Source organism: uncultured Thiodictyon sp. (assembly GCF_903946935.1).
Classification (GTDB): domain Bacteria; phylum Pseudomonadota; class Gammaproteobacteria; order Chromatiales; family Chromatiaceae; genus Thiodictyon.
Genome location: NZ_CAJAXH010000124.1, coordinates 1 through 12,352, shown reverse-complemented (window position 1 = coordinate 12,352; position 12,352 = coordinate 1). Strand labels below are relative to the sequence as shown.

Sequence of the window (12,352 nt, the reverse complement as noted above, 5' to 3'; positions counted from 1 at the left end):
TCGCGCGGTGTTCAGAACAGGTCGTCCACCGACCTCGGCGAGACCCGCGGCTTGGGTTTCGCTGCGACTGGTTTGGCGGCGGTCGGTCTTTTCCGCGTTGGCGCGGCCGACACACCCGTGTCGGGCTCCGGGTCCGGACCCATGAGCATCAGTCGGTACTCCTCCATCACCTCCTCGGTCGCATCGCCGCCGAATGGGGTCTCGACCCCGCGGCGGCCATCGACCTTCACCTTGACCATGCCCGGGGGTGCCTCGAGCTTGGCCACCGGCTTGTCCTTGAGTGCCGTCTCCATATAATCGGTCCACATGCTCAGGGCCGCCCGACCGCCCTCCTCACCGCGACCGAGCTTTTCGTTGTCGTCGAAGCCCATCCAGGCGACGGTCACAAAGTCGGCCTGGAAACCGCAGAACCAGGAGTCGCGGATGTCGTTGGTGGTGCCGGTCTTGCCGACGATGTCGCTGCGACCCAGGCGCAGGGCCCGGGTGGCGGTCCCGTGTTCGACGACGCCGCGCAGCATGGAGGTCATCTGGTAGGCGATGCGCGGGTCGATGACCTGCTCGGCCAGATTGTTGTCACCCGCCGTGCCCGCGGTGCGCGCCGGCTTGTCAGTCCCGGTGCGAAACCAGCAATCCGAGCAGGCGTGTGGTGGCTCCGCCTGGTAGATCACGTCCCCATTGGCGTTCTCTATACGCGAGATATAGTAGGGTAGGACATGGTAACCGCCGTTGGCGAAGACCGAATAGGCCTCCGCCATCTTCACCGGTGAGGTCTCGATGGTCCCCAGGGCCATGGTGGGCCCAAGTAACTTGGGATCGACTTCAAACCCGAAGCGGCGGGCAAACCGCGCGGCATAATCGACCCCGACGCTCTGCAACAGGTTGATGGCGGCCAGGTTGCGTGACAGTGCCAGGGCCTTGCGCATCGGGATCGCCCCTAACTCGCGCCGATCCGAATCCTGCGGGGTCCAGTCTCCGATCCTGATCGCGGTATCTTTAACGATACTGACCGGCGTCCAGCCCTTGTTCAGCGCGGAGGCATAGATGAATGGCTTGAAACTGGAGCCCGGCTGGCGGCGCATGTCCACCGCCCGGTTGAATTGACTCTTCTCCGTGTAGTCATACCCGCTGACCATGGCCAGAATCGCCCCATCCCGCGGGGCGACGGTTACCAGTATCCCGGTCACCGCCGGAATGGGGCTCAGTTCCCAATTGCCTTGTTGGTCCAGGCGTACCCGAATCAGGTCCCCCTTGGACAGCACGTCGGCCACTCGCCGCAGTTCAGGGCCGCGCCAGCCGGCATTCTTGAAGGCCCGCGCCCATTTGACCTGGCTGAGCCCCAGGGTGATCCGGCGCCCGCCGCCGATATAGACCTGGCCCACCCCGGCGAAGTCGAAACCAGTCACCAGGCCGGCCTCCAGACCGGTGACCTGGGCCACGCTATCCAGATAGGCGTCCATATCGGCCTCCGAGGCACCTGCCAGATCCACCCGTGCCTCGGGTCCGCGATAGCCGTGACGCCGCTCGTATTGACGCAGCGCCTTGCGCACGGCGTTCTGGGCGGCCAGCTGCAGGTGCGAGTCGATGGTGGTGGTCACGCGCAGACCCTCCTTGGCGGCGTCTGCGCCGTAATAATCGGCGATCTCCTGGCGCACCATCTCCGCCATATAGCCGGCATCCAGGTCCACCTGGGTGCCGTGGAGTTGGGCGACATCCGGGGTCTGTACCGCCGTCTCGTATTGGGTCTGGTCGATGAACCCGAGTTCGCGCATCCGCCCCAGGATATAGTTGCGCCGCTCCAGTGCCCGTGGCGGGTTGCTCACCGGGTTGTTGGACGAGGGGGCCTTCGGGATCCCGGCCAGCATGGCCATCTGGGCGACATCGAGTTGCGCCAAGTCCTTCGCGTAATAGAGGGTGGCGGCTGCCGCGACGCCGTAGGCACGATGCCCGAAGAAGATCTGGTTCAGATAGAGCTCGAGAATTTGCTCCTTGGTCAGGGTTTTTTCCACACGCAGTGTCAGCAGGACCTCGGCCAGTTTGCGCTTGAAGGTCTTCTCCGGAGACAGGAAGAAGTTCCTGGTCACCTGCATAGTGATGGTGCTGCCGCCCTGGGCCTTGATGCCGGTGGAAGCGAAATTCAGGAGTGCGCGACTCATGCCGATGAAGTCGACCCCGCCGTGTTCGAAGAAGCGGCTGTCCTCGGTCGCCAGGAAGGCCTTGATCAGCAGCGGCGGAAACTCCGGGTAGGAGAGCGGCTGGCGCCGCTCCACCCCGAACTCGGCCATCAGGGCGCCGTCTGCGCTATAGACACGCAGCGGCTCCTGGAGTTGGACCTGGCTCAACCCCTGCTTCACGTCGGGCAGGTCGGGCAGGGTCACGTCGACGAAGGCCACCGCCGCGAACAGGCCCAGGGTCAGCAGTTGCAGCGGTGCGCCCAGAACGGCCAGGTAGCGGAGAAACCAGCCGAAAACCGAGCGCGGCCGACGTCTGGGGCGAGGCGGAAGCGGCGGCTGCTTGACGGCGGCGGGCGGCGCGCGTTTGGCCGGCTCCGGGGCAGCCGCCACCGCGGCCTCGGCTCCGGACCCGAGCCGGGGAATGCCGGCGACGGGCGGCTGGCCCGATGGGGCGGTCGCGTTCGCCCCGGGGGCCTGGTTGCGGGTCTCTTCTTGCACACTCAACTCCAGCCGCCCGCGCCGCACGGCACCGGGTCGAACCTCAGGGACTTTCGGAATATGGGCGATTTTACACCAGGAAGCGCTCGGCTAACGTACGATTACGGGTCCGCTGGCGTCCGTTGGCGCGGCTAGCCCGGCCCGCGGCGGCAGCGGATCGCTGGGATGCTCTGCGGATCTTCAATGCGGATGGGGTGCCGCTGCACTAACTTGCCCTAAATCCAACCGTTCCCTCAATCTGGAGAACCCCATGGACAGCTTCACACGCAAATACAGCCTTGGCATCGGCATCCTCGCCGTAGTGGCCGTCGTCCTCTGGGCGCGCTCGACCTGGCAACCGCGCGTCTGGGAAATCAACCAACTGTTGGCAGCGGACCCGCTGGTCGCGAACTACCCCTACCAATTCCGTGCCGTGTCGATGGAAAACGGCGTCGCGACCCTCTTGACCCCCCGCTCATCCGCCATCCCGGCGTACCAGTTCGTGCAGATCATCCACCCGGAACTGGGCGGCAAGGGCCAGGAGGACCCGGCGATGATCAAGGCCCAGGCAGAGCTGGTGCAGTCCCAAAAACGGGCGATGGACCTGGTCGGCGCCCTGCCTGATGTCAAAAAGGTGGCCTGGACACTCGATCTGCGCTGGTTGTCGGATCATGGCGTGCAGGCGCCAACCGGTCAGTAGTACACACGCGGTTGCGTGACCACCCGTCGCGCCCGGATAATCGGGTCGCTTGGGCCTCAACCGCCGATGGTTCTGGGATCGACTGCAATGCGTCATTTCATGTTGTTGCTCTTTATCTTCGCGATGGCGCGGGGCGCTGACGCGGCTGACAAATTACCAGCTGATAAATTCCCATCGGTCACCAAGTTCGCCAATGGCGTTTATGTGGGGGAGCGCCTGCTCGGCAACATCGTATACACGGTCGACTCTATCGCCGGCATCTGTTACGCGACCCTGTATAAGCTGGACGGGACCAGTTCAGTGCTGATCCCTTGCCAGTCCTTAAAGAAACGCCCCGAGTGGGCGACGGTCATCACCTGGGAATAGAAGCGGTTAGCCGCCTCGATACGCACCTTCATAGCGGACTGATAGACGCGGCAAGGACCGCCCTCCAGGTGATTGCCCAACAGGCGGGCTACCCGCGTGGTCAACAGGTTGTGCGCGCGGGAGCCGCCCGACATGGCGACGACCTCGCCGTTGCGATACTCATGACGTCGCTCGCCGTCGCGCTTGCCCAGCAGGTAGTCGCGCGGGCTCAGTTGGTGCAGGATGGTCGCGGTGGGCATGAGGCTTGGACGGTCATGAGGTTGGTGCATGCAACGCTAGGGCGAGCGCCGCGCGGCGTCAAGTTGTTGCGCCCAAGTCTTGCGTCCGGCGAAGCGATGGGGCCTAATTCGCTGGCGCCCGGGTGTACAGAACCGGCCAAATGCTGAGACTCCCGGTGCGGATCGACCTCATCCACCTCAAGCCCCGCAGGAACCCGACCATGGATAAGAGCAATCCCTACGCAAGCCCCCGCAGTGATGTGACCCGCCCCGCGCCGACGGCGGTCGACAGCACCAGTCCCTTCGATCCGAACGGCCGCTTCACGCGCCTGAGTTGGCTGGCGTGGAGTCTGGTGCTGGGATTCGTCGGCAGCGTCGTCGTCGCCGCCCTCGTCGTCATCTTGGGCCTACTGGGTCTGGTGGCGATGCCGCAGCCCGATGCGGCCCCGAACGCCGCGGTCCCGATCGTCGGGATGATCGCGATGGGTATACCCTATCTGATCATGGCGGTGCTCGGGGTGATCCTCACCATCCGCCGCTTCCACGATATCAACGCCTCCGGTTGGTGGTGCCTGATGTTTATCGTGCCCTTGGCCAATCTGATCGCCTTCCTCGTGCTCCTGTTCAAGCGCGGCGACGACGCGGCCAACCGTTTCGGCCCGCCACGCCCGACAGCGAGCTGGGAGCAGGTCGTCGGCATCATCTACATCGTGCTAATCGTGTTGGGATTCGTCGGCGGGATCATCGCCGCCATTACCATGCCGGCGCTCGTCGATTACCAGGCGCACGGGATGCATTGACGCGGGCGGGGCGCCGGTAGGGAGGCCGGCGCCGCCGTGGTGCGGTCTAATAGCAATCAGGGCCCGCTCGCGGGTAGTCCCAAACCCTACGCACCCGCGGTGCGGCGGATGTTTTGGCTGCCGCTGTGGATATCGGTCGCCCTGGTCATTGCGGTCCTGATCGTCATGCTCGTCGTCTCCTGGCGCGGCGTGGAACGGCTGGGTCCCATTGAGGTACACCTCGCTCATATCGAGAGGATTGAGGACGTTGGATTAGACATGGAGCAGACGCTGCTGAAGGGCCTGCGCGGGACGCGGGTCGAGCGCGCGAGGCTCGCCGAGCTGCGCGATCAGGTCCAGGAGATCGCCCGTCTCGAGGGTGCGCTGCACCCGCAGACGCTCCAGCGTCTGACCCAGATCGGTGCGCGGCTCGGCGCTGCCGATGCCAACCCCATCGACGTGCTGTTGGAGACACTCACCCAACTGCGTGTGGTGCTTGCCGGCGAGCGCGAGCGACACGCCTGGCTCCTGACGCGGATCAGCGCGGACACCCGCGCGGAGATCCAATTGACGGCCGTGCTGCTGCTGATCGCTCCACTCCTGCTTGGTGCCTTTCTGTTCTTCATCCGCGGCCGCGTCAAACAGCCGCTACGGGCACTCGAGGACCTGCTCGCCCGCCTCGCCAGACGGGACTACCGCCCCGTCCCCGAGGCGATCCTGGCGACGATCGACGCCGTGGCGCACCCCGCCTTTCACAGCTATAACGCGCTGGTCGCCCGCCTGCAGGCCCTGGAGGCCGAGCATCGAGACCGCGAGCAGACCCTGGAGCGAGAGGTGCGCCAGGCCACCGCGGCCCTACTCGCCCAGAGCCGCGAGTTGGGCCGCGCCGAACGCCTGGCCGCCGTGGGCGCCGTCTCTGCCGGTCTGGCGCACGAACTGCGCAACCCGCTCGCCGGCATCCAGATGGCGTGCGGGACACTCCACCGGGCGCTGGGCGAGGGTGAGCACGCGGCGCGGATCGCCGCGGTGATCGATGAGCTCAAGCGCGTGAACCACCTGCTCACCAGCCAAGTCGACGCCGCGCGCCATCGGCCCGAGCCGCTGGAGGCCGTCGCCGTCGACCAGCTCATCAATGAGTTGCTGATCCTCCTGCGTTACCAGATCCCGGAGCGGATCGTGATCGAGGCCCAGGCCCCGAGCGATCTGCGCTGCCTCCTGCCCGCCGCCGGACTGCGTCAGGCCCTGCTCAATCTGGTCCTGAATGCCGTTCAGGCGATGCCGGGTGCGGGTCGCATCCAGATCGCCGCCGGCCTGACGGACGGCACGCTGGCGATCAGTGTCACCGACTCCGGTCCCGGCCTTCCCGAGGACCTGCTGCGCGCCGGCATCCGCCCCTTCGCCACCAGCCGCCCGGGCGGCACCGGCCTGGGACTCGCCATGGTGCGCCGCTTCGTGCGCGATCACGACGGCGCACTGCAGCTCGCCAACCAGCCACCGCAGGGCGCCGCCGTCACCCTGCGTCTGCCCTGCCGATCCCCCACCGGAGCGCACCCCCATGCCTGACACCCTGCTGGTCATCGAGGACGAACGCCTGCTGGGCGCCGAGCTGTGCGCCGGGCTGGCCGCGAGCGGCTGGGATGCCGTGCAGGCCGTCGATCTGGCCGCAGCGCAGCGCTTACTGTGCGAGCGCAACCTCGATCCCCTGGTCGTGCTCTCCGACATGAACCTGCCGGACGGCAATGCCCTGGACCTGCTGGAGCGGGTCCGCGGCCGCGGGATCAGCGGGGAGTGGATCTTCCTGACCGCCTATGGCGGCATCCCCGAGTCCGTGCGGGCGCTCAAGCTCGGCGCCTTCGACTTCCTGGAGAAACCCTGCGAGCTGGAACGGCTGCGGCTCGTCGTCGCCGGCGCCGCGCGCAGCGCCCGGGCCCAACGCCGGCTGCGCGACGAGGCGCGCGAGCGGGGCGACCGCTATTCGCCCCAGGCCTTCATCGGTCACAGCCCGGCGGCGCGCGAGGTGCGCGACCTGCTCGAGCGGCTCGCGCAGGTGCCCTTCTCCGGGCTCGTAATCACCGGCGAGACCGGCACCGGCAAGGGACTGCTGGCGCGCATCCTGCACCACACCGGCCCGCGGGCCGCCGGTCCCCTCATCGAGGTCAATTGTGCGGCCCTGCCCAGAGACCTCATGGAGGCCGAGCTGTTCGGCCATGAAGCGGGCGCCTTCACCGGCGCCAAGGGCCGGCGGCGCGGACTCCTCGAGCAGGCGCACGGCGGCACCCTCTTCCTGGACGAACTGGGCGAGCTGGAGCTGGACCTCCAGGCCAAGCTGCTGAAGGCGATCGAGGACCGGCGCATCCGCCGGGTCGGCGGCGAGCGCGAGCTGGAGATCGATCTCCAGGTCATTGCCGCGACCAATCAGCGCATCGAACAACAAGTGGCCGACGGCGCCTTCCGCGCCGACCTCTACCACCGCCTCGCCGTCTTCCGCCTTGATGTGCCCACGCTGCGCAGCCGCAAACAGGACCTGGAAGACCTGCTGCCCGTCTTGATCCAGGAGTTCAACGCCCGCTCCGGGCATCGCGTCGAGACCATCCCGGCCGTCGTCTGGGGCCGGCTCAGCGCCTACGATTGGCCCGGCAACGTGCGCGAGCTCAGAAACCTGGTCGAGCGCTGCGTCCTGCTCGCCGACGGCCCGGTCTTCCCCGAGCGTTGGCTGCACCTGGATGACGCCACCGGCGCCGCGACCGGCCAGCCGCCGGGGGCCGTCACCGAAGAGAATCGCCTCTGCCTGCCGCTGGATGGCAGCCTGAGCCTCGACGCCATGGAGCGCACCATTCTCAGCGAAGTGCTGCTACGCAACGCCGAGAACGTCAGCCTCACGGCGCGGGTCCTCGGGACCACCCGGGAGAAGCTGCGGTATCGGGTGCAGAAGTATGGGTTGAAGGTGAGTGACTGAGTGCTGGGCTAGGCCCGTTTCGCGCCGTCATTGCCTGGCCGGCATCGCATCGGTCGGTGCGACGGCTTCCGGTGGGGTCCGCCACAGCGTCACCCTAACCCAGCGTTCTTCGCGGTCCTGCTCCAGGTGAGGGGCGGTCCCGTTGAACTGCCGCATCGCCCGTGTTATACGCGGATAGCCGCTGCCGCGCTGCTCCATGAGGCCGAGATCGAACAGGAAGCTCGCCATCGCCTCATTGCGGGAGCGCGGTGTGCCGCCGGCGAGTACCGACGCGGGCCGCTTGTGGTTCGGCAAGGCGCCCGGGCTGGTGACGACGAGCCGGTCGTCGAAGACCTCCACCAGTATCCGCGCCCCGAGAATGGCGTAGTCCCGATGCGCCACCGCGTTGACCAGGCACTCCCGGAAGGCGGCCAGCGGCACCGGCCAAAGATCCGCGCGCTGCATCCCGGCATAGCGCTCATGGCGCCCAAGGGATGTGAGCCAAGCCTCCGCGTGCGTTACCTGCTCATCCAGTCGGCCACGCCCCTCGCCGGCGAGCATGACATCGTCCCCCCGGTCGGTGCCGGCGTAAGCGACCAGATCGACCCATAGGTTGCGCGTTGGGGCATACTGCTGAGGGGCCTTGCCAAAGCACATCAACCCGAACAGGGTCGCCCTTAAATCGCCGTTGAAGTCGCGGTCGAGGAGCTCCCGGTTGAACAGGTCCACCTCCAACGGCAGTTGCTCGCCATCCACGCCCCTGCGCCGCATGTAAGCCCGGAACGACCCGGCGTCGATGTCGTCGGCGCCGGTGCCCGGGACGACGCGCTCCTCGGTGAAGACCAGGCCGAAGGTGTTGTAGAGCTCCTGCAATTCGCTCGCTGACGGTTCGCGGTTTCCGCGGTTTCCACGAACGAGCACGCGGCCCTTGTGCCGGAGCGGCTCAGGGCCGCGGACACCAGCGACCTCGATCCAGTGGACCCATCCGTTCGGGTCCTGGTGGTATCCCAGGCGGGCCTGAAGCGGGGCGTTGAAGGTATTGTGCAGGACGTTGCTGAGGCGCTCCTGCACCTCCTTGGGGTCCATGGGCACACCGTCGATAGCCCGGTCGTCCGTGACGCCGAGGATGACGAGCCCGCCTTGCGTATTGGCAAAGGCGCACACCGCCTCCTGCCAATCCTTGTCACCAAATGAGCGCAAGCGCCCCAACTCAGTCTGGGCGTCCTCGCCAGCCTGGATTCTCTGCAGCACGTCGATCCAATCCACGATAGTCCCCTAGTAACCGTACTTTTTTCGGCGCAGACGAAACGCCGCGTCGCCGCCGTCGAGCGTGCGGAGGATGGCACTGCGGATCGCATCATCCTCGATGGCACCGGTGGCGTCGACCCTGCCATGTTCCGCGTCTGCTTCCAATGCGATGACCTGGTCCGCGTCGCGATTGACCACCAGGTTCGCGTTGTGCGTGGCGAACACCACTTGCCGCTTGCCCTTCAATCGATGCAGGGCCGGGATGATGGTTTCGTTCAAGAAACGGTTATCCAACTCGTCCTCGGGTTGGTCGACGAACAAAGGCGTGGGATCATCGCTCTCCAGGATCAGCGAGAGCAGCACCGCGACCCGGCGCCCACCGGACAGACCCTTCAGATCCTTCGGGGCGCCATCCTCCACCCAGCGGATGCGATAGCGGTCTGGGCTTCGCAGTGCCCAAACCTCTAACTGGCGCGCCCAGGGCGCGATCTGCTCAAAGAATGACGTCGCGACGGCGTCGGGCATCCCGAGTGCCTTGGCCTGAACCTGCGCTGCCGCCGGGTCCGGCTCGGTGAACGCTTCAATGACGGTGCGTAGCTTCGTCGGCGTGGCTGACTGTGCCCCACCGCTGTTCCACCAACGGGTGATCCCCTGATTGCGCAACCCAAGCACCCAAGACTCCAGCGGGCCGCGTCTCCCCTCCGGGTCGACGGCCACCAACACCCGGCCCGCGAATCGGGCCTCCACCTCGCCGCAGACCTGGGTGATAGCAGCGCGATGGGCGGTCACCAAGGTATCCCGTTCGGTGAGATCGGCGTTGAACCTATCCCTTGCCTCCTTGAATTCCTGCTTTTTCCCCTGGAGCGCAGCCAAGAAGCTGTCGTAGTGCTGGGCGGTCTTGGCATAGGCATCGAACTGGTTAAGATCGCTCGCGCTGCGCCCGGCAGCGACCAGCGCGGCCTGAACCTGTGCGGTCAACTGTGCAAGGCGAGTGTTCGCCGCGGTCTCGCTCGCAGCGGCAATCCCACCAAGGGTCGCCAAGGCTGCCACCACCGCCCCTGCCCGGGTCTTCGCCATGTTCAACAGCGATGCCGCATCGGCCGCGTCCTGCGGCATTGGTGGGGAAAGGAGCGCCCTGATCTCCGGGCTGTTGAGCATCGGGACATCGAGAGCACCAATCGCCTCCGCCGTCTCCCGGGCGCGCTCGGTCTGGTCCCGCACGTCGGACGCGAAGGTCTTTGCCCGCCCGGCATCTTGCTGAGCGGGCGGCAAGGCCGCGGTGCCGGCTTGCTCGAACTGCTTCATCGCCTCGCGGGCGTCTGCCGTGCGCTGGAACTCCTGTTCGGCCTCCGCAACTTGGCCCAGGAGACGGGTCAGCCACGGCACCGCGTCGGCAACACGCCGATCCAAGTCCCGAAGCGCGTCCCGCTGCGCCAGGAGCGCGGCGCCACGCCCTGGGACGAGATGGAACAGCAGGTGCTCGATACCGTCGTCGTCGTCGGCCAGGGACTTCAACTCCCCCTGCGAGAAGAAGCGTGGGGTGAACCGCTCCGCCACCGGCCGCGCGAGATCGCCAGCCGGACTTTCCATCTCGACCTGGGTGCCACCCGACAGGAACCCATCCCTGGCCCGCGCCAGGGCATCGCGCCCGACCGACGTCGCCCGGTCCGGCATCGCCCGCTCGCCGCCGACGACCAGCCGTAGCCCATCCAGCAGGGTCGATTTGCCGGTCATGCTGCCGCCGATGATGCAGGTGAGATCCGGGCTCAGCCTGAAGGTCTGGTCGCGCAGAAAGGAGGCGCCTCCATGCACCCGGATCTCGCGGATCCAGGGCCTGGCGTCAGGTCCCTCGGGTATCGAAACCGGCAGATTGGGGTCCAGAACAAACTGGCCGGCCGCGTCCCTGATATACGGAATGCGCAGCCTGGAGTCCCGACCGAGAAAGGCTTGGCGAAGCGCCTCCAAGGTGGGGCTGGCGAGTTTGATGAGCGCAAAGCGGTAGCCGAGCGCTCGCTCGGCGGGCGCCGCGCCGGGGTCGGCCAGCTTGATGGCATCGCTGGTGTGATAGAGCGCAATACGAGTCCTCTCGAAGGCGTGCCGCAGCTTCGGGCTTTCGGCCAGGTCTTCATCGAGCGTCATGTCCCGTCGCAGCTCGGCGGCATGTATACGACCTCCGGCGAGATCGGCGATGTAATGATCCGGGCGTGACAACAGCCCGTTCTCGCGCAGCGGATGCGGGGCAACGACAATGTAGTTTCGTTTCCCGACCGCCTTTGGTGCGTCCAACTCCTTAAAGGCATCGGCAGGGCGCTTCTGCACCAGGTTCAGTCTCGGTCCTTCATAGGCGGCGTGTGCCCCCATGATCCCGTTGAAGGCATCGAGGTAGCGGCGCTTCCCGACGGTGGGGTCGAAGAGAAAGATCAGGTGAATGCCCTTATTGCCGTCGGCAAAATTCGGCTCAAAGCCCGGATAGACTGCGTAGACCAGGTCTCGATAGGCACGACCGGTGGAAGCTTGGCGCTCATTGCGCCAAGTCTCGACGATAGTCCAGGCCGCAGACACACCGTGATCGATGCACGCCGCATGGGGCGTTAGCCCCAGGACCTCGATCCCCTGCTCGACCGCCGCATCTAGGAACCGTTCAGCGAAGGCACGCAGCACGGCGGGGTCGTCGCGCTCACCCTCAATGCCCGGCGGCAGCGCAACGTAGGGGTCATCCAGGGTGTGCAGGTGCAGGTCGGCACGGAACCAGCGGGTTCCGGGAACCTCGTCGTCCCAGCGTTCCGCCGGTTCGAGTGTCATGGCTTCGTTACGGCCCTCTTGGGCTGCGGTCTAGAGTTCGGTTCGTGGGCCAAGATACACCTTGGTGCGGGCCGCCTCAATGCGGGCCTTGACCATGCGCCTTGGCCTGCTCGGCGCTGTCGCCGAGGTCCTTGGACGCCGGGCCGCTGGGAGTCGGACAGTGGCGGGGCGCGCGATCGACGCGCCCCGACCGTTGTCCCTGAATCATTGAAGCTGGATCAGGATACCCAGGATACCGAAAAAGATCAGATAGATGGCGACGATGTAGTTCAGCAGTTTCGGCCAGATCAGGATGGCGACTCCGGCGAGCAGAGACAGCAGGGGCGAGAGGATCATGATGCTCATGGCGTGGCTCCAGGGTTGAGATTGGTTTGCGCTGACGAGCCCGGAGGGGTGCGACCCCGCGGCACGTTGAAGGCTCGGCCGCGAGCCGGCACCACCCGGAACTGTCGGACAGTCTCACGGTCAGGAGTCCCTATCGTCAAGGCCCGCCGATCCACCACCCACACGCTCGCGCTCTGTGCCAATGTAGGTGAGACAGCACCCCCCGGTTAAATTACTGTAGGGCGGTCTGAAGGAGATCACCGATGGCAACGCATGTGAAACACGTTCTGGTCGACGCGCTGGGGGAGGAAACGCAGGGAGCCCGTAGGGCG

Annotated in this window: 9 protein-coding genes; 4 read left to right on the top strand and 5 right to left on the bottom strand. The window is 66.3% G+C overall.

Features of this window, described 5'->3' with window-relative positions; translation table 11 throughout:
* Window positions 1-11: 11 nt before the first annotated feature.
* A complete protein-coding gene (locus tag QZX93_RS11020) occupies window positions 12-2,669 on the bottom strand; it encodes a penicillin-binding protein 1A (protein ID WP_295385868.1) in 2,658 nt (885 codons plus the stop codon).
* Between the two features lie 250 nt (window positions 2,670-2,919).
* Between QZX93_RS11020 and QZX93_RS11015 the strand changes: the two genes are divergently transcribed.
* A complete protein-coding gene (locus tag QZX93_RS11015) occupies window positions 2,920-3,348 on the top strand; it encodes a hypothetical protein (RefSeq protein WP_295385870.1) in 429 nt (142 codons plus the stop codon).
* 263 nt (window positions 3,349-3,611) lie between these two features.
* Here QZX93_RS11015 and QZX93_RS11010 read toward each other — a convergent pair whose 3' ends face one another.
* A complete protein-coding gene (locus QZX93_RS11010; RefSeq protein ID WP_295385872.1) occupies window positions 3,612-3,953 on the bottom strand; it encodes a Uma2 family endonuclease in 342 nt (113 codons plus the stop codon).
* 140 nt (window positions 3,954-4,093) lie between these two features.
* Here QZX93_RS11010 and QZX93_RS11005 point away from each other — a divergent pair, with 140 nt between their 5' ends.
* From QZX93_RS11005 to QZX93_RS10995, 3 genes are all read left to right on the top strand, one after another.
* Entirely contained in the window at window positions 4,094-4,732 is a 639-nt protein-coding gene (locus QZX93_RS11005; protein ID WP_295385874.1) for a DUF805 domain-containing protein, read from the top strand.
* A 108-nt stretch (window positions 4,733-4,840) separates the two neighbouring features.
* Window positions 4,841-6,274, top strand: coding sequence for an ATP-binding protein (locus QZX93_RS11000; protein WP_295385876.1), 1,434 nt, complete (start codon window positions 4,841-4,843; stop codon window positions 6,272-6,274).
* Window positions 6,267-7,667: a sigma-54 dependent transcriptional regulator gene (locus QZX93_RS10995; RefSeq protein WP_295394602.1), complete on the top strand. Its 1,401-nt coding sequence runs from the start codon at window positions 6,267-6,269 to the stop codon at window positions 7,665-7,667. The genes QZX93_RS11000 and QZX93_RS10995 overlap by 8 nt, the downstream gene beginning before the upstream one ends.
* Window positions 7,668-7,694: 27 nt before the next feature.
* On the opposite strand, the gene QZX93_RS10990 is transcribed toward QZX93_RS10995, so the two are convergent.
* The 3 genes from QZX93_RS10990 to QZX93_RS10980 all read right to left on the bottom strand — a co-directional run bounded on the left by QZX93_RS10990 (window position 7,695) and on the right by QZX93_RS10980 (window position 12,041).
* On the bottom strand, window positions 7,695-8,912 hold the full coding sequence (locus tag QZX93_RS10990; RefSeq protein WP_295388379.1) for an ATP-binding protein: 1,218 nt from the start codon (window positions 8,910-8,912) through the stop codon (window positions 7,695-7,697).
* A gap of 9 nt (window positions 8,913-8,921) precedes the next feature.
* Window positions 8,922-11,696 carry an AAA family ATPase gene (locus QZX93_RS10985; protein WP_295388381.1) on the bottom strand — a complete coding sequence of 925 codons (2,775 nt, stop codon included), beginning with the start codon at window positions 11,694-11,696 and terminating at the stop codon, window positions 8,922-8,924.
* A gap of 204 nt (window positions 11,697-11,900) precedes the next feature.
* On the bottom strand, window positions 11,901-12,041 hold the full coding sequence (locus QZX93_RS10980) for a DUF3096 domain-containing protein (RefSeq protein WP_295388384.1): 141 nt from the start codon (window positions 12,039-12,041) through the stop codon (window positions 11,901-11,903).
* Window positions 12,042-12,352: the final 311 nt, after the last annotated feature.

Bases quoted from the DNA above. Each gene is read 5' to 3' on its own strand.
- QZX93_RS10985 (WP_295388381.1), bottom strand. From the start codon at position 11,696: ATGACACTCGAACCGGCGGAACGCTGGGACGACGAGGTTCCCGGAACC.
- QZX93_RS11000 (WP_295385876.1), top strand. From the start codon at position 4,841: ATGTTTTGGCTGCCGCTGTGGATATCGGTCGCCCTGGTCATTGCGGTC.
- QZX93_RS10995 (WP_295394602.1), top strand. From the start codon at position 6,267: ATGCCTGACACCCTGCTGGTCATCGAGGACGAACGCCTGCTGGGCGCC.
- QZX93_RS11010 (WP_295385872.1), bottom strand. From the start codon at position 3,953: ATGCCCACCGCGACCATCCTGCACCAACTGAGCCCGCGCGACTACCTG.
- QZX93_RS11005 (WP_295385874.1), top strand. From the start codon at position 4,094: ATGCTGAGACTCCCGGTGCGGATCGACCTCATCCACCTCAAGCCCCGC.
- QZX93_RS10980 (WP_295388384.1), bottom strand. From the start codon at position 12,041: ATGAGCATCATGATCCTCTCGCCCCTGCTGTCTCTGCTCGCCGGAGTC.
- QZX93_RS11015 (WP_295385870.1), top strand. From the start codon at position 2,920: ATGGACAGCTTCACACGCAAATACAGCCTTGGCATCGGCATCCTCGCC.